Source organism: Paenibacillus sp. tmac-D7 (genome assembly GCF_006519665.1).
GTDB classification, from domain to species: domain Bacteria; phylum Bacillota; class Bacilli; order Paenibacillales; family NBRC-103111; genus Paenibacillus_G; species Paenibacillus_G validus.
This window is the reverse complement of the sequence record NZ_VIDW01000005.1, coordinates 66,361-90,097: the sequence shown is the minus strand read 5'-3', so window position 1 is coordinate 90,097 and position 23,737 is coordinate 66,361. Positions and strand designations below refer to the sequence as shown.

Genomic DNA, 23,737 nt, shown 5'->3' with positions numbered 1-23,737 from the left:
CCTTTCAAGCTTATAGCTCCACATAATTAGATAGTTCGATTAGATTGTTGTCCGGATCGCGGAGATACACCGATTCCATGAGTCCCATTGCTCCCGGACGGGATATTGGGCCCAGCTCGATCGGAACGCCGCAGCTTTCCAAATGCTTGATCACTTCAGGCAGAGGCGTTTCCGCAATAAAGCACAGATCTCCGGCACCTGGTACCGTCACAGCCGCTTTGGGCTCAACTTCACTGCCTTGCTCGAATAAATTGATGCGATTTTTGCCGCATTGCAGATATTTCCTCGTTCCTCCCGCAAATATTCCCACTTCCATGCCTAATACGTGCTGATAAAATTCACAAGTGGCGGTTACGTCACGCACCGTCAATACAATATGATCCATACGATCAATTTTCACAGGACGTCCCTCCAATCTATGATGCCGGAATTACTTCCACGGCAGCAGCTTACGCTCCAGCCACTCGAGCAACCGGTTAAACGACAGTCCCAGTACGGACAAAAGCATGACGCCAACCATCAAATTCATGGTCATCATGAGGTTGCCGTAGCGCAGAATCATAGAGCCGACCCCGCTATTGGCGGCGATCATTTCCGAGGTAACCAGCAGCAGCAGTGAAATGGATGCGGACATTTTCAAACCGGCGAAAATCATGGGCAGCGAAGCCGGCAGGATCACCTTGCGAATCACATTGAAGGGCTTGGCGCCAAAGGTGACTGCGGCTTTTATCAGAATCGGATCGACGTTTTTCACGCCGGCATACGTATTGATTACGGCCGGAAAAAATACACCGATCGCAATAAGCGTTACTTTCGGCGTTTCGCCAATGCCGAGCCACATAATAAACAACGGCAGCAGCGCAATCTTCGGAATCGGGAAGATCGAGAATACGACCGGTGTCAGAACGGCATCCAGCCATCGGAAGAAGCCGAGAAGGAGTCCGATGATAATGCCGACGGACGCGCCGATTGCATAACCTGCGCCGATCCGGTACAAGCTCGCCAACAAATTTTGATGGATTTCCCCTGTCGTTAACATGCCCCAGCCCATTGCAACAATAGCCGTTGGCGCCGGCAGGTATAAGGCCGGTACCAATTCCATACGGCTTATGAGCTCCCAGACGATCAATATGCCAAGTATCCCCAGCACGGAAGCATATACCGGTGTTTTTTTGTCCAGAAAGGCTACCCGATTACGGATGGTTTGACGTGGCGCTGAAGCTGCTTGTTTCGATACTTGTTCCATCCTATTCAGCCTCCTTTAGCGCCGCTGACCGTCATCCGGTCAGCGGCCGGATCTTAATTGTTTCGTTTATCGCAGGCTTATTTCTCCAGTGTCTTTAACGCTGCATTGTACAATTCGGTATCCACGATTTCCTTGCTGTCCAGCGGCTTGGTAATCAATTTTTCTTTCAGATACCAGTCGATTTGCGTCTTGATGTCGTCCGCCGTCAGCTTGGCATCCCGATCCATATAAGGGAAGGATTCCCTGATAATCTCCTCCGGCTGCTCCGTATATTTGGCTACGATTTTTACGACTTCGTCATAGTTTTGGCCTTTGACCAATTGACCGTCCTTTTTAGTCAGTACGGCGTCATGATAATAGCGTGTCCCTTTGATGTAGGCCCTCATAAACCGTTCGGCTACATCCTTATCGGCTGTAAATTTCGGCGAGGTCAGAATTGCCGTCGATTGGTAGCTCATCTCGTCCGCCACGTTAGCCAGAACTTTGCCGTACCCTTCCTTCAAGGTAATCGCAATGTTCGATGACAGAAGCATAACCGCGTCCACATTTTTACCCTTCAATGATTCCATTTGAGCTCTGGTCGAGTTCATCGAGATCAGTTCAATGTCCTTTAACGACATCCCGTGCTTCTCCAGAATATTTCCGATCATATAATGGCCTGCCGAACCTATCGAAGTAACGCCTACCTTTTTACCCTTTAAATCCTCAATTTTCGTAATGGGAGAGTCCTTGTGTATGACTACGGCCGATAGCTGATAGCCTTTCTCCTCTTTCCCCTTGTCGGCCACGATGGACATCTTTTGGCCTGCCGCTACCATGTTGTACAAGTCTGCGGTCAACCCGTTTGCAGCTACGTCGATGCTGTTCGATGCTAAAGCTACGTTAACAGCATTGGACGAATCGAACCATTTGTGCTGGACATCAAGATTTTCTTCCTTAAAAAAACCTTTCTCCATAGCGATATACAACGGGGCCCCGCCGGTCAGCTTCAGCAAGCCCAATAAAACGGTAGCCTGTTTCTTTTCAGCCGGTGACTTGGAAGCGGGCGAAGCGTTACCCTGATCCGCTTCCTTCTTCCCACAGCCAAAGAGCGCCGTGGCGAGGAACAAGAGTACAGCTAGTGCGAATATCGATTTTTTCTGCATGCGTGTCGGCCTCCAAATCATGTTGTTTGTAACCGTTATCATCTTAAAGCTACCAAAACTATGAGGTTATTGCAATTTGTTTAAGATACACGCTCCATGATTAAAGCGATAACGTTAGTTTTTTAACGTTTTCAATGCTTCATCCAGCAGTTCAGTATTCACGATATCCTTGACCTGCAGCGGCTTGGGCATCAATTTTTCCTTCGTATACCAGTCGATCTGTGTTTGGATATCGTCAACCATAAGCTTGCCGTCCCGATCCATATAAGGGAAAGACTCTCTAATAATATCTTCCGGCTGCTCCGTATATTTGGCCACGATCTTTACGACCTCGTCATAATTTTGTCCCTTTACCAATTGGCCGTCCTTTCTCATCAGAACTGCGTCGTGATAATACCGCATTCCTTTCACATATGCCCGTAAAAAGCGTACTGCCGCATCCTTATTTTCCGCGAACTTCGGTGAAATGAACGTCCCCGTCGATTGGTAGGTCATTTCATCCGCCACATTGGCCAGCACTCTGGCATACCCTTCTTTCAGCGCAACCGTAATGTTGGATGTATTCAGAATAATCGCATCCACATTTTTTCCTTTAAGGGCCTCCATCTGGCCTCGGGTCGTATTCATCGGAACCAGTTCAGCATCCTTCACGGTCATGCCGTGCTTCTCTAAAATACGAATCGACATATAATGGTTGGACGAACCGATCGTCGTTAACCCGATTTTTTTACCCTTTAAATCCTCGATCGTCTTGATTGGAGAATCTTTATGCACGAGTAAGGCTGACAGTTGATAACCCTTTTCTTCTTTACCTTTATCGGCCACGATCGATACCTTTTGACCGGCCGCTACCATATTATACAAGTCTGCGGTAAAACCGGCCGCTCCTACATCCACATTGTTGGACGCGACGGCCACGTTGACCGCATTGGATGAATCGAACCATTTGTAGTCAACGGTAATGCCTTCTTCTTTAAAAAAACCTTTTTCCGAAGCAAGGTATAAGGGCACACCGCCGGCCAGCTTCAGCAAACCTACAGATAATGTAATCGGTTTCACTTCAGCCGGTGGATTAGACGTTCCCGCCGCCTGTCCCTTGGTATCTGCTTGTACGGGCTCATTTTTACTACAGGCAACGAGTGCAGTACTGAGAAATAATATAAAGAGCATCGCTGATAGTGCATGTTTTTTCATTGTTTATTAACCCCTTCCGCGCTTTAAAGTAATATTTTTTTCCTGTTCCTAGGCAAACCATGAACAAATGCGCGTCCTGCATCTCAATGATCTATCGTTATTCGGTGATACCCCCCCTTGAATGGTAACGGTTTCAATACGTTGCGAAGTTAGCAAACCGTTTATCTGAAAAGTAACAAATATAGGGAGGCATTACAATTTGTTTTGAATATACAAGGTATCGTAAATAGCGATAGCTTAAAGGAGAAATGGCACCATCCACACCTTGGTAACAGCCTGTCCATGTTCTTGCCAACCCGAATTTCCGGCAAAAGAAATGTCAGGTTGTATGGGAATCCCTACACCTTCAACAAGAAGGAACGGGACATCTCATACCGGTTTCCATATCCGTCAAGAGCTATCGTTGACAGCGTATTTTTACCCGGCTTTAACTCTTCCATCCCCAGGTGCCGCCGGAGCGTCAGACCAGATGGCAGGCCTGAGGCGTCGAATGTCCGGTTTTCCTCGAAGAAGAAAGTGGCCATAGGCAGCACCTTATCGTTCAAGTAAACGGCAAGGAGGGCCGGCCATCCATCGGAGTTTGGAACAAGACCCGGATAATGGAGCACAGCTTCCAGTACCCGATGTGAACCACCGTTACGGACCAGATGGAAGAAAATCAAGGGGGCGTTAGATCCGGGCGCCGCCGGGTACAGCTGCCTCGGGTTCATCCTGAATTGATCGGTTAAGGCGTTCATTTCGCTCTTGAGACTATCGATTTCTTTTTCCTTGTTGAAGACAGGCACCACATAACGGACGAGAACCTCGAACAGTTGACCAAAGTTAAACTGGTTCTCGAATGCCCGCATCACCTCATCAACAATTTTGGCGGAGGGGGGTCCGATACGTCCAAGCCGGACATTCTCCTTGAGCTTAAACGGCGGGAGTCCGGGAATGGGACTGGGAATTTCTATCGATACGGGGACTGTCAGGTCAAAACCAAGATTCGCCGATTGAATCTGCCGTGTCACATGTTCGCGAAGCTGGCTCGTAATCGTGCGCTTAAAAGCATCAAAATCCCCGTTGTTTCGAAACGCATCCAAGATCGGGCCCGGGTCAAAATCAATCGTCCGCAATGGACCCAGAACGGCCGGCAAAATCACTCGTTCGACGCCCGCTTTGACTGCATTCGTTAGTTCACGTTCGACGGCATTCCGAATCTGCGGCACCAAGGACAGGAAACCTAAAGCTCTTCTGGCCTCCACAAGGAACAGATTGGTTAATTGATCCAGAACGATGGTTCGAATGAGATTTTCCAGATATTCGCCAATTTTGTTAATCTCCTTCTGGAATTCCTTAATGAGGGCTTCCAGCTCTGCAAGGACTTTGTCAAGAACAACCTTAAAGATCATTTGCAGCAAATCCATCGAAATTTTGTTCATCCGCCCGAACAGCAGTGCCGCCAGTTCCTGCCCTATTTGTTCAAGTGCGTCCTGCTGCGGAACCCATTCAGGCCGCCGCAATTCATTCATAAAGGAGAGCGGCTGATACCTTCGAGAGGCGTTACAACTCTTTTTAGCAGCCCGAATATGCGGGCTTGGGAATCCTGTGGGAAAGGGCCGAGGTTGGCCCCGACGATCTTCAAGCTTTCTTCCAGCAGCGTATCCAACAGCTCGACCTCGGGGCCTCCGCCCATGCCTTTCAAAACATCCATGATGTCCGAGATTTGACCCGCTGCACGATTGAGGAGACTTGCCACATTTTGCTGTACCGCGGTAAGAACGGTTTCGATCAAGATCACCATATTCCGGCCGATCATGGTCAATAGAATCGAGGATAGGGCTTCCTGCACTTCCTGCTTGCCGGTTCCGCCTTGGAACCCCGCAGCACCTCGGGGAGCACCGCTTCATTCATCAATTGCAGGGCGGGGAGCAGTGCATGGTCTAATAGAGCGGCAATCTCCGGATTTCCTCCCAGAGCCCGCCTCACTGCAGGAACGAGCTGCCCGGATAGCAAATTCCCGGCGAATGACTGGAACTCGGGAAGTATCGCTTGCAGTAGTTCCTGCGCCGACACGGGGGTGCTTCCCTGGAAAGAAAATAGAGAGGCGGCAATGGTTTGCGGCGTACCGGTGAAGGCAGCGCCGAACACGCGAAGAAACGCCGTCGTTTCTCCGGACTCCTGCAGCAGTAAAGCAAGCGGATTGCCCATAAGAAACGTGATCAAGTCTTCTTTCCGCAAGGCCTGTTCCGAACCTTGGTTCAGTTGGAGATTGATCCAGCTTCTGACGGATGCCGGAGGCTGTGCGGCGAGATTTCCTGTAAACGTGTACAGCGCAGTATCTGCGGAAATGTGCGCAGCTGCATCATGATTCAAGGTGACTGCGGACCATGCCATAGACAAGGTTTGCAGCCATTGCTGCCTCTTGTCTCCTTCCGGAAAGGAAGAAATCAGGTTTTCGCTTGCTTGTAATATTTCATCCCAATCCTCTTGCGCGAGCACGGGTTCAGCAGCCTTCCCGCTCAGAAGGTTAAGGAATTGGCGGCTTTGCTCCGTCTGGATATTAGCTTCCTGAAGCAGGACCCGGAATCGCTCTACCGCAAAAGAACTGACTTGCGACAGAATCCATCTTTGCGCCTCCTGGACCATCACTTGAACAGAGCGCTGCCTCCATTCATCTGCAGTCACCGTATTGGCGTCGGACAAAGCTTTACCGATTTCATAGGCAAGGCGAACGGCGATTTTTAACACCGCTTCTAGCGAAGCAAGATCCCGGATTGCCCCTGCCGATTGCTCCGCCGAGCGAACCAGTCCGGAAACGAGGACGTCCGATATCCGGGCCACCAGACGACGGGCTTCTGTCATCTTCAAATCGAGGACCACCCGATATCCTCCGCCGGCTTTGAAACCCATCCCCATTTCGAAAACCATCTGAAACCCGGGTTCTTTTACCTCGTCACTGCGAAACAAAGATCCGGTTACAACCAGATTGGCATACGCCATCACAGCTATCGCCGCCTGGGCGTACAAGGCTCCTTCGAGGGAAACTTCCTCCAGAAAAATATCCAGCAAGTTTCCGAAGAGCCCCTGCACTTCCGGACGCTGCTTCAGCAGCTTCAGCAGGTCTCCAACGGTCATATCCAGGCTGAGCCCGACACCGGCAGCCAGCCGCGCTATCGCTTGAAGCCGGATCGCGAGTCCCGCCTCCCTGAACATATTCAGGGGAGTCTGCGCTTGAGCTTGCACCGTCGCTTCCGCGCTTATATGGGACAAAAAGCGCACGCTTCCCCATTTTTTCATCAGGCTGAAATACGCAAAAGCGTTCGCATTTAAATCGAAGCCTCTCCTTGTGTTCAATGCCGAAGAAACAGCTTGATGCCCCTGTATATCACCCCAAGGCCGGGCTCCACTGAATGCTTTCCGAAAGATTTGTTTGTCCAGATCGATGGAGGGGCCATGCTAAATATGCGTTATGATTGGCGGGGGATGATTCATCCGATGGGAGATGGGAGATGTCAGATGTAAGGTGAACCAAATAGCCCACCCGGGCATACTTTATGGGGACTATCCCTATGGAAGGACGTTGAAAATATGTACAATAACCCTTGGTATCCCGTCTTCTACGGAAACCCTTATTATGCGAACAGGTCGTTCATGCCCGTCTATCCCCAACCGGATGGATCTGCTCCTTATGGAGCCGGACTCTGGAATAGCCAGATTCCTATTTCGCGGCGGGAAGTCATTATTGAACATAACCGGGTCACGATTACGGGTCCTGCCGGGCAGCAGATCGCGGATAGAATCAGGAACGCGAGCCCCCGCTGCGCCTTGGCCTTCTTGTTCAGATGTCCCAGTGACGGAGTAGGACCCGCTCAGCCCGGACAAATGCAGACGGACGGACCCCCTACGCCCGTCACCCCTGGACCGGAAACGATGCCGGTGATCCCGATGCCGTATCCGCCCTACCGTTATTAAATGACATAAGAAAACGGGCACCCTAAAGTGCCCGTTAGCCACCCATGCCCCTCTCGGGGCACCACAGAATAATGAAAATTGAGCTCATCCATTTTATACTATTCTTACTTTCCATCATGACGATCGCTTACCATTTGCTGACCCGGCAGGAAGACTACAAAGACTTAGGGGCGGATTACTTCGAGAAGCGACACCAAGACGCCATCGTCAGACAGACCGTTCGAAAGCTCGAGAACCTTGGCTTTACCGTAACATTGGCCACACCCGAAGCATCCTAATCCATCCCCACTCAGACTAAGAAAGAAGACGCAGCTTTTTTAAAAACCGTTTAAGCTGCGCCTAGTTTCGTGTTGTCTTTTTTGAACTTACCCTATAAGTTATTTTCAAGATAGTTGTAAGGTCATGCCCTAAGCCCTGCTATGGGAGCGCGGCTTAAGCCCGTGCTTCGTAAACTTCCTTCAAGCGGCTCCAGGTGAGCTGCCCGGTGGAGGCGACCACCGTATCCGCAATGGCCAGCGTCTCCGGATGGCCGACGCCGACGGATACCATATTCGCCGCATTCACAGCTTCAAGACCCGAGAAGGCGTCCTCAATGCCGATGCAGTTCTTCGGCCGTACGCCGAGCGCTTCGGCGGCTTTCAGAAATACTTCCGGATCAGGCTTGCCCCGTTCCAAAGCCCCGGCATCGACAATGTGGTCGAAATAATCCGTGATCGCCAAAGCTTGCAGGATGGCCTGCGCGTTCCGGCTGGCCGAGGCGACCGCCATCTTGATCCCGTTGCTCTTCAATTCCTCAAGCAGCTCGGGGATGCCCGGGAGCAGATGCTCGGGCCGGATCGTGCGAATGAGCTCCTGGTACCGGCTGTTCTTGCGGGCCATGAACTGTTCCTTCTCCGTCTCGGAGTAGGTACGGCTCGCTTGCTGCAGGATCAGCTCGAGCGACGCTCTCCGGTCGACGCCCTTCAGATTCTCGTTATACGCCCGGTCGAACGGAATCCCGAGCTCGTCAGCGAGCTCTTTCCAGGCTTGGTAGTGGAACTCCGCCGTATCGGTCAGAACGCCGTCCAGATCGAAGATCACGGCTTCCAGCTGCCGGTTCGGCAAGCTGACCTTCCGATCGACACGCACCGCTTTCCCCACGTGGTGGATCGTCACAGGGATGCCCTCGACCAGCTCGTAGGTCGTTTGGTCTTTCCGGACGCTAACGGCCAGCACGCTTCCGCGGTACACCATACGGAACGTGTAGCTTGGCCAATTCGCAGGAATGACGGGTTCAAAATACAGCTCTCCGTCGTACTGTCTCATGCCGGCAAAACCGTTGACGATCATTAACCAGCCTCCGGCCATCGAAGCGGTATGAATGCCGTCCTTCACGTTCAAGTGGTAATCGTCCAGATCGACCCGCACCGTCTGCATGAAGTAATCGTACGCTTCATCCACATACCCGAGCTCGGCTCCTACAATCCCGTGAATGCACGCGGACAACGACGAATCGTGAGTGGTTAACGGCTCGTAGTACTTGTAATTCCGCTGCTTCTCCCAAGTCGTGAACCGGTTTCCCTGCAGGAACAAGGCCATGACCAAGTCGGCCTGCTTCAGCACCTGGTGCCGGTTGATGACGAGCGCATGATAATGCAGCATTAACGGATAGTTTTCTTTCGGCGTGCCTGCAAAATCCCACTTCGCCTTGGTCAGGAAGGTGTCGTCCTGGCCGATCAGCCCCTTCTCCCGGTGCACGTACATATGCTCGGCGGCCTTGGCCCAGCCTTCCACTTCTTCTTCCGTGAGACCCATCGCCTGCTGAAGCTGGGCCCAGCGCTCCGGCTGCTGCGCACGCAGTTCTGCCGCTACCTTCACGGCGTATTCCAGTTGGTCCTTCACCATCACATTGGTGTACGTGTTATTGTCAATGACGGTCGTGTATTCATCCGGGCCGGTTACACCATTGATGCAGAAGCCCCGTCCTTCGATCCAATCGCCCGCATCCGCAAAGAAGCGCGACGTTTCGAACAGCATTTCGGCCCCTTCCTGATATAGAAAGGCTTGATCGCCGGTCGCTTCCACATACTTCTTGAGCGCATAGGCGATGTCCGCATTAATATGATACTGGGCGGTGCTGGCCGCATAGTAGGCCGACGTCTCCTCGCCGTCGATGGTACGCCAAGCGTAAAGCGCTCCGGCCTGGGACATCTCCGCGGCGCGATCTTTGGCCTTCGGCAAAATATGATGACGGTAGCGCAGCAGCTGCTTGGCGATATCCGGCTTCGTGTATAGGAAGAACGGCAGCATATACGTCTCGGTATCCCAGAAATAATGGCCGTCATAGCCTTCGCCGGTGATCCCTTTCGCGCCGATATTCGTCCTGCCGTCACGGCCTACCGACTGCAGCAAGTGGAAAGCGTTGAAGCGCAGCGCCTGCTGAAGCGCCTCGTCGCCTTCTACGAGGATATCGGCCGTTTGCCAGAATCCGTCCAGAACCTCGCGGTGCGCTTTAGCGATAGCGTCGAATTTGGCCTTCTTGGCATCCTCCAGCTCCCGGGTCGCCTTCTCCAGCAGCTCGGCTTCCGGGTAATCCTTGGAGGAATAGTACGTGATGTACTTCTCCAGCACGACCGTCCCGTTCGCCTCCGCCATTACGTGGAACCGCTTCTCCAGCCGCTGCCCTTCCAGCCGGGTGTCCAACCGGTACGGATGGCTCAATTGATGCTCCATGCCGCAAACGAGCGAGAACTTCGTCATCTGCGTCTGTTGAAGCAGAGCGCCGAACGTATGGTTCTCATACGATTCCTTCGTCTGCAGCACTTGTCCGCCGAAGGCCGAGCCGGCACGCGGATCCCCGGAGGCGATCTGGTTCGTCACTTCTCCGTTGATCGCCGAAACGAGCTGAAGCTCCCCGGAAAAATTAAGCGGAGTCACTTCGTAGCGGATCACCGCGAGATGCTTATTCGTGAAGGAAGCGAACCGTTCCGTCCGAATCCGGACGCGCTTACCGGTTGCGGTCTCCCATACGACCGTACGGGTCATCGTGCCTTTGCGCATATCCAGCCTGCGTTCATACTGCTCATGCTTGCCCGTAAACAGGCTGAATTTTTGTCCGTCCACATAAAGCTCGATGATTTTGCCGTCCGTCACGTTCAGCATGGTCTGATGGTATTTCGCAAAGCCGTATTGACGCCCCTTGCTGTAAGCGATCGGGGAGGAATCATAAAATCCGTTCAAGTAGGTACCGTGAAGCGAGGTCCCCTTCGGACCGTCATAGCCCTCCTCGAAGTTGCCTCTCATGCCGATGTATCCGTTGCCGACGGCAAACACCGTCTCGTCTCGTTGATTCGTCTCTGTATCGAAGGAGCTTTCCGTGATCGTCCACGGCTCGTAAGGATAGATGATATGACCTGTTCGCATCGGTTTCTCGCTGTCTCCTCTATGTTCTTCTTTAGTCTAACAGGACGCCGTCCTGACGAAGCTGCTGCTGCAGATCCTTCACATTCAATTCATGCGGGCTGACGCCCTGCTTCACCGCCATACCGGCTGCGGTTCCGGCCGCCTGCCCCGTCGCCATGCAGCTTGGGGAAAGACGCGTCGTCGCCAGCGCTTCGTGCGAAGTGGAGATGCAGCGGCCTCCCGCAAGCAAATTCGAAACCCCTTTGGCCAGCAGGCTGCGGTAAGGAATATCATAGGCGCCGTCGCCGGCGATCCAGGCCGCGGTGACGCCTTTGTTCTTCGGATCGTGGATATCGATCGGGTAGCCGCTGCGGGCAATGCAGTCCTCGAATCGGCGGCCTTCCGTCACATCCGAGATTTGCAGGCTGTACACGCCGTCCAGACGCCGCGTCTCGCGAATCCCGATCTGCGCGCCGACCTGCGAGATCGATGCTTTCTCAAACCCCGGGAGATGCTTGACCATAAAATCGGCGACCATCAGCACTTGCTTGCGGCCGAGCTCTTCCGCTTCCGTTAAATCCTCCACGCGGGTTCCGTCCAGCCCCTGCACACGCGTCGTATTGACCAGCACCTCGTCTTCGCCCGGACCGGTAAAGAAGAGCACCTGATCCCGGTTGATCGGCAGCGCCGCTTCCTTCCAGTGCTTGTAGAAGCCTTGAACCGCCGTCAGCGGCAATTGATCCAGCTCATCGATCGGCGTTTTCTTGTAAAACTCCTCCGGATGCTCGATCATGTACTGCTTGACCCGGGCCAGATCGACGCCGCGCATGCGAAACTTCATCGTCATCGGCTGGGTGAGCTGATCCTCATCCCGGCCTTTCAGAATCGGCGCACCGGCCAGGTAAGCGACATCCGCGTCGCCGCTCGTGTCGATGAACATCTTCGCTTTCACGTCGATCTTGCCGGATTTCGAGGTGAGCCGAACCGATTCGATCCGTTCGTCCTTCACCGTCACGTCGTCCACAAAGCTATGCAGCAGCAGCTTCACGCCGGCCTCGCGAAGCATATCCAGCACAAGCACCTTATAAATTTCCGGATCATACGGCGTGATCGTGCTGACGAACCCGCAAGTATCCCGAACGTGTCCCGGAGAGGCGTTCAGCGCCATCAGGCGGTCGATGATTTCTTGGGCGATCCCGGCGATCACCTGTTTCCCGTCCATCGTATGATAGGTCATCCAGGGATACACGAGCGCGATCGTCGACATCCCTCCCAAAAATCCGTATCTCTCGATGAGCAGCGTCCGCGCACCGCTTCGTCCGGCTGCAATGGCCGCGTTGATTCCTGCCGGCCCTCCGCCGACGACAACAATATCCGTTTCGATAGTTTGCATGTAGAAGCAGCTCCTTTTCGTATGCCTTATCCCTTAATTCCCGAGCTGGCGATCCCTTCGATAAACCATTTCTGGAATATCGACACAATGGCGATCAGCGGCAGCAGCGCGGAAACGGAAGCGGCCATAATTAACGTATAGTTCGTACTGTTCTCGTCCACGTAGTTCGTGAGCGCGAGCGGGATCGTATACAGTTTGTTGTCTCTAAGAAAAATAAGCGGATTCTCGTACTCGTTCCAGTGCCAGGTGAACGTAAGGATCAGCAGCGTCACTAGAGCGGGCTTGGTCAGCGGCAGCGAAATTTGCCAGAACATCCGCCAGTAGCCGGCGCCGTCCACCTTCGCAGCCTCCAGCAATTCATTCGGCAGCGTGCTGAAAAACTGACGCATGATGAACGTGCCAAGCACCGTGAACATGCCCGGCAGAATCAGCGACAAGTGCGTATTGAGCATGCCCAGCTTATCGAACAGGATAAACCGCGGCACCAGCAAAATCTGGCCGGGAATAATCATCGTGGCCAGGTAAAGGACGAATAAGAAATCACGTCCCTTGAATTTCAGCTTGGCGAAGGCAAACCCGGCGAGCGCGCTTGTAATGAGACATCCGCCTACCGTGATCGCGGTAATTTTGACGGAGTTCCAATAGTAGAGCAGGAACGGGTACTTGCCGAACCAAACCTCTTTGTAATTGTCGAGCACGAATCGCTCCGGAATCCAATCGATCGGGTATTTAAAAATATCAGCTGGCAGCTTGAAGGAAGATGAGATCATCCACAGGAAGGGCGTGACCATGACCACGGCCAACGCCGTGAAGATCACCGTCATGACCAGCTTCAGGCCGACCTCTCTCATTTTTAATGTCGTATTCATGGGATGTGCGCTCCTTTACCGGTTACTCGGAAGTTGTTAGAACTGATCTTGCCATTTTTTCTGTTCCCGCCACTGCAGCATGGTGATCACGAAGATAATCAGGAACAAGACCCAGGACATGGCGGCGGCGTAGCCCATTTCGTAATATTGGAACGCCTGAACGTAAATGTGATAGGCGAGCACCATCGTCGAGTTCAGCGGCCCCCCCTTGGTCATAACGGCCACGGCCGCGAATACCTGGAAGGTCGAGATGATCAGCGTCACGGCGATCAGGAAGCTCGTAGGCTTCAACATCGGAATCGTGATTTTGAAGAAGCTTTTCACGCCTGTAGCTCCGTCGATCGAAGCCGCTTCGTACAAATCCTTGGGCACCCCTTGAAGGCCGGCCATGTAGAGCACCATCGTATAGCCCGTATACGTCCATACGACCATGATGATGATCGCTGTCAGCGACCAATCGGGACTGGCGAGCCAGCCGGGCAAGTTCTCGACGCCTAACGAACGAAGCGCTCCGTTAATCGGTCCGTTCGCCGGGTTGTACATAACGCTCCACACGATCGAGATCGCTACGATACTGCTTACATAGGGCAGGAAGAACAACACGCGGAGGAAATTTTTCAAATAGACGAACTTGTTCAGAATGACCGCAATGACAAGACCGATAGCCATCGCCGCGGGCACCGTCACCGCCGTAAAGATGAAATTGTTTTTCAGGGACTGCAGGAAATACTCGTCGGTCATCAGCTTTTTGAAGTGCGCCAAGCCGACCCACTCGATGCCTGAGAAGCCCATCATGTAATCCCAGTCAATAAAGACCATGACCAGACTGAATAAAAGCGGAAACACGACAAATAAAAAGACCCCGAGAAAGTTAGGCAGGATAAACAGATAGCCCGCCAGATTCTCCTTGAAGTTTTGTTGGTTAAATCTACTTTTCACGTGAAGTCACCCTCTTTTCTTGATGCTCTCATTGTAAGAGACCCGGCCCCCGGACAGAATGGCGAAAGCTTTGCACTTTAAGGGTGATTCTTGGTTCGGGTCATGAGAAAAACGCCCCCATCCTAAGATAGGGGCGTTCGTCGGCACGCTTATGGGCGCAGCCTTATTTCTTCTCCGATTGAATAGCCTTGTCGGCGCGGGACTTCAAGGCTTCCATCGTTTTGTCGATGTCCTGCACGTTCATGAAGAACTTCTCGGATTCTTCCCGGAGAATCGTGTTCAGCTGCGGGAATGCGACCGAGTTGAACCGCGTTGCAAAGGTCAGGTTGCCCTTGATCAGCGCCGTCAACGATTCTTTATCAATGATCTTCTCATCTTGTCCGATGATCAGCTCTGTAATTTTGTTAAAGTCTGCTTTCTTGTTCGTCGGGATGCGTCCGCCGGCAACCATATCCATGTTGCCTTCCTGCAGGTACCAAGCCATGAACTTGAACGCCGCTTCCTTGTTGGCGCTGTTCTTGTTAATGGACATGAAGTCGTTCACACCGCCGTTGTTGACGTTCGTCCCCTTCGCAAACTGCGGAGTAGGAGCGAAAGCTACCGCGAAGTCGCGCGGATATTTGGCCGTGTCCTTGATCGTGCGGAGCATGTACGTGCCGCCGTAAACCATCGCGGCTTTGCCCGTCAGAAGCTCGTTCGCCGGATCCAGCTTGTTGGCTACGCCTTCCGCCCAAGGCACCATGGAGCCCTGGTCATACAACGCTTTTTGCAGCTCCAAGCCTTTTTTCACAGCAGGGTGGTTGAAGTTGGACAGCCCGTCCGCCGTATAGAAAGCATCCTTCGGCTGTACGGTCGCCAGCGCGAATTTGCTGATAAACAAGTCGGAGCCCGGCGTAATGAAGCTGCCCTTCCGTCCGTCCTTCGTCAGCTTTTGAGCCAGCGCTACATACTCGTCCCACGTCCACTCGGCAGGCACCTTGACACCGGCTTCATCAAGAGCTTTCTTGTTGATGACGATCATGTCGATAATCTTGTTCGCCGGCAAATAGTGGATTTGATCCTTGAATTTCTGGATGTTCTCCATGCCGATGATCTCTTCGACATTGAAATTTTCTTTCTTGATCAGCTCGTCAAGCGGAGCTGTCATGCTCGCATTCAGGCGGCGGTTCAGGTTGGCCTCCCCGTAGCTGACGAAAATATCCGGAGCGTCGGACTGCGTCATCAATGCCGTATCCAGCTTCGTATTGCCTGAATCGTCGTTGACGTAGCGAACATATTCCATTTGAATATCCGGATGGCTTTGGTTCCACTTGTCAATCACGGCTTTCGGCCCGTTCTCTTCCGGAACGGCGCCCCACATGCGCAGTTTCACCGCTTTCTTCTCGCCGTTTGCGCCGCTGTTCGCTTGCGTATCGGTATTGCTTCCGCAACCGCTAACAATTAAGGACGCGGACATGACAACGGCAGCCGTACCCATAACCCATTTTTTCATAGCTTGAACCCCTCCATGGTGTATGCTTTAGCTTTCGAACCTCAGCTTAACAAAGATGGACCTGCGGCAGAAGGGGTGATTCCTGCTAAAAACCGTCTCATTCTTGGTTGCTGCTTATTTACGGCCCAGCACCGTTTTGCGGTATTCCAGCGGATGAATGCCCTCCACTTTTTTAAATAGCTTGCTGAAATAGTTCGTATCGGTATACCCGACCTTCTCCGCAATCTCGTACACTTTGTAGTGCTGGTCCTTCAGCAGCTCCCTCGCTTTATCCATCCGGATCCGGGTTATGAAGTCCATGATGGTTTCCCCGGTTTCCCGTTTAAACAGCACGCTCAAATAGTTCTCCGTAAACCCGATTTCCTTAGCCAGCTCCGATACTTTCAGCGGTTCGTCGTAATGCTCGCGAATTCGCTGTACGACCGCTGCAATCTCCGGTCTCCACTGCTGCGTAGCCAGCGTCTTGTAATATTGAAAATATCCGCCTATCCATCCGCAAAACCACGCGTAAAGCTCCTCCAGCGTTTCGATCTGGCGAACAGCGTGCAGCGGATACCGGTTCCGGTGCGGAGGCACGGCGTATAAATCGCCTTTCAGCGGGCGCAATCCGTGACCGAAAATGTGGACGAGCTCTACCCATTCCTCGCGCAGCATATCCGGGCTCCGGAAAGGCCCTTCGCGCAGGCTGTCCGTCCACCGGTCCAACAGCGCGAGCACCGCGGCTTCATCCTGCTTCTCAATCAGCTGGATCCATTGCTCTTGCGTCCATGGAACGTGTGTCTCCAGGGGACTCGCATATTGCAGCGAATCGAAAGCGATGATACCGCCCATCCCCCGGTAAAACCGGTGCTCCAGCGCTGTCTTGGCTTGGAGATAGCCGGTGTACAGCTCATCGGTCGACATCAGCGAATCGGAGTAACCCACACTCACGGAAAGCTTCAGGAACGTGCGGACCGCCTCCTGCATTTCAAGCAGCATGTCCGCTTCCATATAATCGGTGATGACCGCAAACCGGCCGCCCTCGATTTCCACCAGCTCGCCGTCGTCGTATTTGCGCAGTATTTCGGTCAGAATGTTGGCCACGGTATAAGTCAGCAGCTTCTCGGACTGGAAATTATTTTCCTCCAGCACCTCCTCATAAGCGTCCAGCTGGAGGTTCACAATACGGTAGGGGGGGTTGAGCGCCGGTATGTGAAATTCCGCGAAGGTGGCCCGGATCTCCCCCGGCGTGCACTGCTTGGTCAGCAGATCCCTCATCCGTTTCTCTTTCACTTCCTTGCCGTACAAGTGTGCCTGCATCTCCAGCCGCGTCGCTGCCGTGGCGGTCAGCCGCTGCGCTTCAATCTCTTCCTTCAGCCGGACCAGCTTGGCCAAGAGCTCCTCAGGCTCCATGGTCAGCTTCAGGATATAATCGACAGCGCCCAGCCGCAGCGCCTTCTGGACGTATTCAAAATCGTTATGGCTGGAAAGAATCAGGCACTTGGCCGCAGGAAACTTTTCCTTGATGCGTTCGATCAGCTGCAGCCCGTCACAACCGGGCATCCGAATGTCCGTCAGCACGATATCGCAAGGGGTCCGCTCCATGATCGCCAGAGCCTCATTCCCGTCCGAGGCTTCCCCGACGAGTCGAAACCCGTTATCCTCCCAAGGAATGATTGTTTTCAATCCGATCCGGACCAAAATTTCGTCGTCCGCAATCAACACGTTAATCATGCTGCGCCGCCTCCTTTGCAAGCGGAAGAGTGACCGTCACGGTCGTCCCTTCACCGGGTACACTACTTAGGTGGAGCCCATGTCCGGGTCCGAAATGCATCGCGATCCGCTCGTGCACATTCCGGATGCCGATGCCGGTCGATTTGGCATGGGACGGCGCTCCGTCCGTGAACAGGCGTTCGAGCTGGTCAGGCTCCATCCCTTGTCCGTTATCGGAAATCGACAGCACCAGCTTGTCCCCTTCCTCATGGGCGGTGATGGAAACCTTCAGCGGGGTACGATTCCCGTGAATGATACTGTTCTCCACAATCGGCTGCAGCGTAAATTGAAGAATTCCGCAAGACATGAGCCGCTCCGGCACGTCGACGTGAACGTGAATATTATCGTGAAAGCGCAGCTTTTGCAAATCCATATACATCTCCAGATGACTCAGCTCTTCACGCAGCGTCGTACGCTCCCGATCCGCTCTCATCGAGATTTCAAGCAGCTTGCCAAGCTTTGTAATCATCTGGCTGACGTGCTGCGCCCCGGAAAGCATCGCTGACCACTTGATGGAATTCAGCGTATTGAACAGGAAATGGGGATTGATCTGCGCCTGGAGCGCTTGAAACCTCGCTTCCTCCTTGCGCCGCTGCTCCTCGGACAGCCTCAGGATCAGATCGTCGAGTCTTCCGACCATCTCATTGAAGCGCAAGCCAAGCTGAGATACCTCATCCGACCCGCGAACGGAAACCCGGGAGGAGAAGTCCCCTTGTCCAACCCGGTCCATCGAATGCAGCAGCCGCCCGATCCGTTTGGCAAACTGCAGCATCACAAGCGCAAACGCACACGTGAAAATCAAGAACCAAACAAGCAGCCAAAGCAGCGATTGATTTTTGATCTGTCCCAGACGCGATTGCAGCTCCTCTTCGGGGGCCAATTGCACCGCGGTCCACCCCAGATGCGGCATGAACGCCTCATTCAACGCAAAGCGCTGTCCTTCGGCTTGAATGCTTCGGTATTCCTCTTGGCGGGAAAGCGTGTTCGCCCGAAGGGCCAGACTCACGACCTCCTGCGGCAGATCAGGCCCCCGCTGGTCGAGCAGCTGCCCGTCCTTCTTGATCAGCAGCGTCGCCTGGTCTGTCCCCGGGGCATTCCCCGGGAGGATGCCCGTCCCCATCGGGGACGGCAGCCCAATCAACAAAAGCCCTGCCGCTTTGCCGTCCGAGCTGTCTTTAATCAGCCGGGACATCAGGAACAGCGAGCTCTCTTCCGCAGCCTGCGACGGAGGAAGGAGCGTTCCCTGATACGCGAGCTGCCAGTAGGGCCAGCCTTCTAATCGAAGAGTCTCCTGGACCCAGGCTTCCTTCTGGAGCTGCTCGTACAGCCCCGACTCCTCGGAACCGGGCGCTGTGGACAAGACATGTCCGCCAAAGTCCAGCAAAGCGACCACCGCATTGCTGTCGAGCAGAATGTCGCGAATATTCATCAGCTTCTTTTGAACCGACGTAAATCGCTGGAACGACGGATAATCGGTCATCCAGCCCTGCCGGTCTTTCATCTGCAAATAAGCAGCCACTTCGGTATCGTTGACGATCAAATGAGAGGCGTTGAGCATCCGCTCAGCCGTCCCGTCGATGCTGCTTGCCGTATGGCGAACCGCTTCCTGACGGCTCTGATTCACTTCGCGGCGCACGACCTCCTGGCTGGATACATATACGTTATAGATGATAATGGTGATAGGAATAAAGATGAGCAGGATAAAGGAAAGTATGATTTTTCCCCGAATTGAAGATAGCGGCGATTTTATCCACCGGAGCATGCAGGGTATCCTCCTCTCCGCGATTCACGTTAACGTGGTACGGGATCAACTTTGTAATATAGCATATCCTTCATTCGATGAAAATGAACATATCTTGGCGCTTTGAGGGAAATTCTTGCTAACCGCACCATAAACCGCAGCCCGTGCGACCCATGTACCTTCTGAAACGCAAAGAAGTCCCGACGCATACATCGGGACATGCCGGCTGCCATTCGATTCATTAAAAATCGAAGTACGCGCTTCTCTTATGTTGGATAAGAACAAGATCTTCCGAATAGGTAGCGCCTTCCGATCTCGTACCGTCCACAAACTCGCCCTTAAAGGAGAGGAAGTTAAAGCTGCCATCCACGAAATACCGATTGTCGCAGATGAGCAATTTCTGGTGGGTCTGGCCGTACTTCATTTTGAATAAATCGCCGTACCTGCTAAACTTCTTGACCAAACTGGCGGCCAAGGGGACGGTTTCGTCCGGTTTTCCATATTGGCGGGAAGAGGGGTCGCTAATTCCGTACAAAATCTTAATGCGAACTCCCCGCTTCAGGGCTTCTTCCAGCATGCGAATAAAATCGGCGTCGACGACTTTTTTGGTAATCCAAGGGCTGATGATGTTGATTTCTTCCTTCGCCTCCTTCAAGGCAGCAAGGAAGATCTCGCGGATCTCGTGATTTTTAAGCGAACGCTGCTTGGGCAGCGCCCGTTCCTCTTTAATGGTGGCGATCACTTCTTTCTTAAGCGCAGCTACGATTTCTTTCATGTCCACTTCAGGCTTTGGACCGGGGGTCGCTTTCCTCTGCCTTTTTACCGGCTCAGGCTTCGGTCTTTCTGCCGGAGCCTTGCGCGTGATGCTGGCGGCGCGGGCAATCTTCGGCTTATGATCGCTTGCCAAATCGGCGAGCGCCTCTTCCAGCAACGCGATGCCGCTAACCTGCTGTAAACGCTGGACATGAACAGGCTCCAGGTTCAATCCTTGAATAAAGGTCCCGTCCAAATCAAAAAATTGAATCGATTCGTCCTGCTGCAGCTCCTCTAAGCCCACTTCCGATTCGATAAACTGCCTCGCCTGCAAGGCGTAATGCGCGTTGATCTCGAAGAAGGCCGGGAGCTCGATAAAGGGCTTGATCGCCTGCATATACATGCTTCGTCTCTCCGCCGCTTCCTTCGCAGAGGGCTTGCCGTACGTATCTAAGACGAAATAGATCGGTTTATTACCGTTCGTTTTACCGAATCCCTTCGCCTGCAGCTTCTCGATATAGTCGGTCAACATGTCCGTAGAACGGAAATATCCCCAGCTCATGTTTAGAATAATTAGCACCATGTCCGCGCCTGTAAGGTCCGGCAAACGGTAAAAGTCGACCTCTTCGTCTGAATCGGGATATGTAATTTGAGCCTCTTTATGTGTTGTCCATAAGTTAATGTTACCCATCAAGGCAAATTCAATCCCGTTTACTAAAGAAGCACGGGTCCACTGGATGCCTATCTCCTCGTAGCTATACGAAAGGGTTATATCCCCTATGGTCAATCCCTTTGCGCCAAGCTTCTCATGCAGCAAGTCCCGCAGATCGTTCGGATGCATCCGCCTGCCTTTCGGCGGATAGGTTTCTACAGGCAGCCCCTGATACTGGTGATGCGTGATCTGTAAGGCCGGCCGCTGCGAATGTTGGATAAGAATCCCATTGCCATGTATATTTTTATCCGGCAGCAGCCTATAGCCTAGCAGCGCATTCATGACTCTTGCCGTAGTTTCCTCTTCAACTCCCAGAACGGCGACTCTATAATTCGCTCCCGCTTCCATATATGCATATCCCCTCCGTGTGATTAGTACTGCAACCCCGTAATTTTGACAGCAAGGAAGGTCATGTCATCATCGAGAGCGACTTGCTCCCGGAAGCCCCGGACATCCTCCACAATGGCGGCAGCCAGATGTTCGGCCGAAGCGGCCTGGGCCAGCTGATGCTCGAGACGGTCGAATCCATACATGCGGCGCTGGCATAGGTTAATAAGCCTATACCCAGCGTTACGGGTATGGGGGACGCTTCATCCCCGGTCATCCTCGGCTATGAGCACGCGAATGTCTTCCATACTTCACCTTCCTCTTTAACATTTCAATTCGCCCTACTCGCCCAATGATAGATTCTCGGATAGATCTCTTTGATTATAAACGCAAAAAAACAAAGATGGACACTTTTTTGAAAGTCGCCCACCCTTGTTCCTGTTTCAAAATGAAAGTCAATTAAACTGTAGATCGCTCGATAAGTCGAAAATCAAATTCCCGATATTCCGGTTCGGTTTTTTTCTTCGCGATTTGGTCGTGGACAATCCGAAACGCACAGCTTCCCATTTCCATAAGCTGATTATCTATTGTAGTCAGATCGAAAACTTCTGCGATGGGTTGATTATCAAACCCGATAATGGCAAGATCATTAGGCACTTCGATCCCGTTTTTCCTTGCTTCCATAATGATTCCTGCAGCAACCTGATCGCTGGTCACCAGGAGGGCGGTAGGCCTTTGTTCCATTGTTCTCAGTTTGTTTAACACCTCTACCCCATCTTCAATTCTATAGCTTTGATAAAACATCCATTCTTCCCGGAAAGGCTGATTTATGGAATGAAGCGCATCCTTGTACGCTTTCAAACGTGATTGACTGTTAGCGCCGCTATTTCTGCCTAAGCAAAGACCAATATATTGATGTCCCTTTTCAATTAAATAGTTGATACCGTATTTAAAACTGGTGTAGTGGTCGAGGTAGACCGAAGAAACGGGCGATTGATTGACATCCTCACATGCTACAATAGGTCCGTATCGGGTATAGGGTTCAATTTGCTCCAAGGGCATGCTTTTTGAACAAATAATGATGCCGTCAATTTGCTTCATTTTCAACATTTCCAAAACGGCTGTTTCATTGCATAACTCATAATTGGTCTGACATAATATTAATTGGTAATTCTCCTTGAAAGCTTCAGCTGAAATCCCTTCCATTAATCTGGAGAAATAGGCATGGTTAATAAACGGCATCATGACCCCGACCAGATTGGTCTTTCCCTTAATTAAATGAATAGCATTCATATTTCTGGTATATTCCAATTGCTCGATGGCATCGAATATAGCTTTCTTTTTATCTTCACTTACGTACGGCTGATTGTTTAATACACGTGAAACCGTAGAAATTGAAACATTAGCCAACTTGGCAATATGTTTAATATTGGCCATCTGACCTCCTCCTTGCTGTATGCTTCCACTAACGATTGCAGCTCTACTTAACCTTATTAAGTTTAAGCAGAGCTGCTCGGCTCCATTATTTGGGAATCACCATTTCTTCAATCCTAGCAGCTTCTCGCCTAACTCCGTAAGAACAGCCCGCTCGTATTTTTCCCGTTCCCAATTTCGGGGGTCTCCCGGAAACGCGAGTCCCTCCGGAGTCAATCTCTGATCCCAGGAAGCTATTCTCGAATGCAGTAACTCTTCATCATGCTCTTGTGCAGGGAACATGGAAATATATTGAGAAAGGCAGGGTTTGCTAGAAATGTTTTGACGAATGCCATGAGCCAATTTACTGTTAAATATAAGCAGATCGCCAGCTTTCATAACCAATTTCGTCGGAGTAAATCCGGTTGTATCCGGTTTATACGGATTCCTGTCTTTAGGCTGCGTTTTCACCCATTCGTCGAAATTTCGGTATAGCTCAGGAACGACTTGTAATCCTCCCATTTCTTCGTCCGTATCCACTAAGAAGAGAATACCCTGAACATTGACAGGAATAGGGTCCAACGCAGTGTTTACATCCCAATGGATAAACCCGTTCCACTCAAATCCCGGCTTAACAGGAAAATTGATGTTGCATCGATCAATGGTTACCCATAATTTTTCATCTCCCCATATATCCACGAATGACTCATACACCTTTTGCGACGTACGATTGTCCCATAGATACTGATGATGATACAACTCAACCATACCCGTGCCCTGCAGTTCTTTCATTTGAATTTCGCGCCGAGGCGGCGTATACCAAGTGGAAGGATCGCTCGGATTTTTTTCTTCAAATTCCCACATGAGGTCTACCATGCGATCGATTTGATTCTTTGGAATGACATCTTGAATAATGACATATCCGTTTTCATTCCAGAACTGCCAATCCTCTTCGCTAAGGACCTTCAGTGGTTCATTGTTTAAACGCTGATTGAATGGGGTGGTGATTTCAACCATGTTATTGACTTTATTATAAGGTTTCATTCGATAACCCTCCAAGTAATAAGAAGTTTTTTCAATATTAGAAAGGACTCTTTTTTTGACAATTTACTGTACATTCAGGGTTGGTATTGGAGCGCTTGCAAGCTAGCTTACACTTATGTGCAAATTCGCACGAGGCTTGTAACTTGATCTCCGGATTCATCACATGCAGCAGCTCCTTATTTGGTTGTGCATGTTTATCGCAGGATCGGTTATGATCCATCCTGACTTACCTCCTAGTGTGACAAAGTAAGATACTGTCTGGCTGCTCCAACCGGCCGGTTATAGGTTTCGAGCTGCTGTATTTGTATCTTATTTTGTGAAAAGCATACCATGTCAAGAACCTTTTATTGCTTTTTATCAAGCATCCAATGGCTTCCCTTCC

20 protein-coding genes are annotated in these 23,737 nt (G+C 51.8%); 2 read left to right on the top strand and 18 right to left on the bottom strand.

Features of this window, described 5'->3' with window-relative positions; genetic code table 11:
* Positions 1-10: 10 nt before the first annotated feature.
* From FKP33_RS05395 to FKP33_RS05365, 7 genes are all read right to left on the bottom strand, one after another.
* On the bottom strand, positions 11-400 hold the full coding sequence (locus FKP33_RS05395) for a VOC family protein (protein ID WP_054795741.1): 390 nt from the start codon (positions 398-400) through the stop codon (positions 11-13).
* A gap of 30 nt (positions 401-430) precedes the next feature.
* Complete coding sequence (locus FKP33_RS05390; protein WP_141334104.1) at positions 431-1,246, bottom strand: ABC transporter permease; 816 nt, start codon at positions 1,244-1,246, stop codon at positions 431-433.
* A 77-nt stretch (positions 1,247-1,323) separates the two neighbouring features.
* On the bottom strand, positions 1,324-2,391 hold the full coding sequence (locus tag FKP33_RS05385; protein ID WP_141334103.1) for an ABC transporter substrate-binding protein: 1,068 nt from the start codon (positions 2,389-2,391) through the stop codon (positions 1,324-1,326).
* Positions 2,392-2,505: 114 nt separating this feature from the next.
* Positions 2,506-3,585, bottom strand: a complete 1,080-nt coding sequence (locus FKP33_RS05380; RefSeq protein WP_141334102.1) for an ABC transporter substrate-binding protein — start codon at positions 3,583-3,585, stop codon at positions 2,506-2,508.
* Positions 3,586-3,923: 338 nt separating this feature from the next.
* Positions 3,924-5,096, bottom strand: coding sequence for a hypothetical protein (locus tag FKP33_RS05375; RefSeq protein ID WP_141334101.1), 1,173 nt, complete (start codon positions 5,094-5,096; stop codon positions 3,924-3,926).
* Positions 5,093-5,383, bottom strand: coding sequence for a hypothetical protein (locus FKP33_RS05370; RefSeq protein WP_141334100.1), 291 nt, complete (start codon positions 5,381-5,383; stop codon positions 5,093-5,095). The genes FKP33_RS05375 and FKP33_RS05370 overlap by 4 nt, the downstream gene beginning before the upstream one ends.
* 2 nt (positions 5,384-5,385) lie before the next feature.
* On the bottom strand, positions 5,386-6,837 hold the full coding sequence (locus FKP33_RS05365; protein WP_181410049.1) for a hypothetical protein: 1,452 nt from the start codon (positions 6,835-6,837) through the stop codon (positions 5,386-5,388).
* A gap of 318 nt (positions 6,838-7,155) precedes the next feature.
* On the opposite strand from FKP33_RS05365, the gene FKP33_RS05360 reads away from it, so the two are divergent.
* Positions 7,156-7,539 (top strand): hypothetical protein, encoded by a 384-nt coding sequence (locus FKP33_RS05360; RefSeq protein WP_141334098.1) that lies wholly within the window; start codon positions 7,156-7,158, stop codon positions 7,537-7,539.
* 71 nt (positions 7,540-7,610) lie between these two features.
* Positions 7,611-7,817 (top strand): hypothetical protein, encoded by a 207-nt coding sequence (locus FKP33_RS05355; protein ID WP_174817568.1) that lies wholly within the window; start codon positions 7,611-7,613, stop codon positions 7,815-7,817.
* Between the two features lie 154 nt (positions 7,818-7,971).
* Here the strand turns inward: FKP33_RS05355 and pgmB are convergent, their stop codons facing one another.
* The 11 genes from pgmB to FKP33_RS05300 all read right to left on the bottom strand — a co-directional run bounded on the left by pgmB (position 7,972) and on the right by FKP33_RS05300 (position 23,355).
* Complete coding sequence (pgmB, locus tag FKP33_RS05350) at positions 7,972-10,941, bottom strand: beta-phosphoglucomutase (RefSeq protein ID WP_141334097.1); 2,970 nt, start codon at positions 10,939-10,941, stop codon at positions 7,972-7,974.
* Positions 10,942-10,972: 31 nt separating this feature from the next.
* On the bottom strand, positions 10,973-12,313 hold the full coding sequence (locus tag FKP33_RS05345) for an FAD-dependent oxidoreductase (protein ID WP_127606676.1): 1,341 nt from the start codon (positions 12,311-12,313) through the stop codon (positions 10,973-10,975).
* Between the two features lie 26 nt (positions 12,314-12,339).
* Positions 12,340-13,182, bottom strand: a complete 843-nt coding sequence (locus FKP33_RS05340; RefSeq protein ID WP_127606674.1) for a carbohydrate ABC transporter permease — start codon at positions 13,180-13,182, stop codon at positions 12,340-12,342.
* Positions 13,183-13,218: 36 nt separating this feature from the next.
* On the bottom strand, positions 13,219-14,121 hold the full coding sequence (locus FKP33_RS05335; protein WP_127606672.1) for a carbohydrate ABC transporter permease: 903 nt from the start codon (positions 14,119-14,121) through the stop codon (positions 13,219-13,221).
* Between the two features lie 163 nt (positions 14,122-14,284).
* Positions 14,285-15,613, bottom strand: coding sequence for an ABC transporter substrate-binding protein (locus FKP33_RS05330; RefSeq protein ID WP_127606670.1), 1,329 nt, complete (start codon positions 15,611-15,613; stop codon positions 14,285-14,287).
* Positions 15,614-15,727: 114 nt separating this feature from the next.
* Positions 15,728-17,326 (bottom strand): response regulator, encoded by a 1,599-nt coding sequence (locus tag FKP33_RS05325; RefSeq protein ID WP_141334096.1) that lies wholly within the window; start codon positions 17,324-17,326, stop codon positions 15,728-15,730.
* Entirely contained in the window at positions 17,319-19,127 is a 1,809-nt protein-coding gene (locus tag FKP33_RS05320) for a sensor histidine kinase (protein ID WP_141334095.1), read from the bottom strand. Before FKP33_RS05320 ends, FKP33_RS05325 begins: the two co-directional genes overlap by 8 nt.
* A 220-nt stretch (positions 19,128-19,347) precedes the next feature.
* Positions 19,348-20,919 (bottom strand): phospholipase D-like domain-containing protein, encoded by a 1,572-nt coding sequence (locus tag FKP33_RS05315; protein WP_141334094.1) that lies wholly within the window; start codon positions 20,917-20,919, stop codon positions 19,348-19,350.
* A 23-nt stretch (positions 20,920-20,942) separates the two neighbouring features.
* Complete coding sequence (locus FKP33_RS05310; RefSeq protein ID WP_141334093.1) at positions 20,943-21,104, bottom strand: hypothetical protein; 162 nt, start codon at positions 21,102-21,104, stop codon at positions 20,943-20,945.
* 253 nt (positions 21,105-21,357) lie between these two features.
* Positions 21,358-22,335, bottom strand: a complete 978-nt coding sequence (locus FKP33_RS05305) for a LacI family DNA-binding transcriptional regulator (RefSeq protein ID WP_141334092.1) — start codon at positions 22,333-22,335, stop codon at positions 21,358-21,360.
* A 96-nt stretch (positions 22,336-22,431) separates the two neighbouring features.
* Positions 22,432-23,355, bottom strand: a complete 924-nt coding sequence (locus FKP33_RS05300; protein ID WP_127606650.1) for a phytanoyl-CoA dioxygenase family protein — start codon at positions 23,353-23,355, stop codon at positions 22,432-22,434.
* Positions 23,356-23,737: the final 382 nt, after the last annotated feature.

What these genes read in the sequence shown, in the direction of transcription:
- FKP33_RS05390 (WP_141334104.1), bottom strand. Translation starts at nt 1,246, where the DNA reads ATGGAACAAGTATCGAAACAAGCAGCTTCAGCGCCACGTCAAACCATC.
- FKP33_RS05385 (WP_141334103.1), bottom strand. Translation starts at nt 2,391, where the DNA reads ATGCAGAAAAAATCGATATTCGCACTAGCTGTACTCTTGTTCCTCGCC.
- FKP33_RS05380 (WP_141334102.1), bottom strand. Translation starts at nt 3,585, where the DNA reads ATGAAAAAACATGCACTATCAGCGATGCTCTTTATATTATTTCTCAGT.
- FKP33_RS05375 (WP_141334101.1), bottom strand. Translation starts at nt 5,096, where the DNA reads ATGAATGAATTGCGGCGGCCTGAATGGGTTCCGCAGCAGGACGCACTT.
- FKP33_RS05370 (WP_141334100.1), bottom strand. Translation starts at nt 5,383, where the DNA reads ATGATCGGCCGGAATATGGTGATCTTGATCGAAACCGTTCTTACCGCG.
- FKP33_RS05360 (WP_141334098.1), top strand. Translation starts at nt 7,156, where the DNA reads ATGTACAATAACCCTTGGTATCCCGTCTTCTACGGAAACCCTTATTAT.
- FKP33_RS05355 (WP_174817568.1), top strand. Translation starts at nt 7,611, where the DNA reads ATGAAAATTGAGCTCATCCATTTTATACTATTCTTACTTTCCATCATG.
- pgmB (WP_141334097.1), bottom strand. Translation starts at nt 10,941, where the DNA reads ATGCGAACAGGTCATATCATCTATCCTTACGAGCCGTGGACGATCACG.
- FKP33_RS05345 (WP_127606676.1), bottom strand. Translation starts at nt 12,313, where the DNA reads ATGCAAACTATCGAAACGGATATTGTTGTCGTCGGCGGAGGGCCGGCA.
- FKP33_RS05340 (WP_127606674.1), bottom strand. Translation starts at nt 13,182, where the DNA reads ATGAATACGACATTAAAAATGAGAGAGGTCGGCCTGAAGCTGGTCATG.
- FKP33_RS05330 (WP_127606670.1), bottom strand. Translation starts at nt 15,613, where the DNA reads ATGAAAAAATGGGTTATGGGTACGGCTGCCGTTGTCATGTCCGCGTCC.
- FKP33_RS05325 (WP_141334096.1), bottom strand. Translation starts at nt 17,326, where the DNA reads ATGATTAACGTGTTGATTGCGGACGACGAAATTTTGGTCCGGATCGGA.
- FKP33_RS05320 (WP_141334095.1), bottom strand. Translation starts at nt 19,127, where the DNA reads ATGCTCCGGTGGATAAAATCGCCGCTATCTTCAATTCGGGGAAAAATC.
- FKP33_RS05315 (WP_141334094.1), bottom strand. Translation starts at nt 20,919, where the DNA reads ATGGAAGCGGGAGCGAATTATAGAGTCGCCGTTCTGGGAGTTGAAGAG.
- FKP33_RS05310 (WP_141334093.1), bottom strand. Translation starts at nt 21,104, where the DNA reads ATGTATGGATTCGACCGTCTCGAGCATCAGCTGGCCCAGGCCGCTTCG.
- FKP33_RS05305 (WP_141334092.1), bottom strand. Translation starts at nt 22,335, where the DNA reads ATGGCCAATATTAAACATATTGCCAAGTTGGCTAATGTTTCAATTTCT.
- FKP33_RS05300 (WP_127606650.1), bottom strand. Translation starts at nt 23,355, where the DNA reads ATGAAACCTTATAATAAAGTCAATAACATGGTTGAAATCACCACCCCA.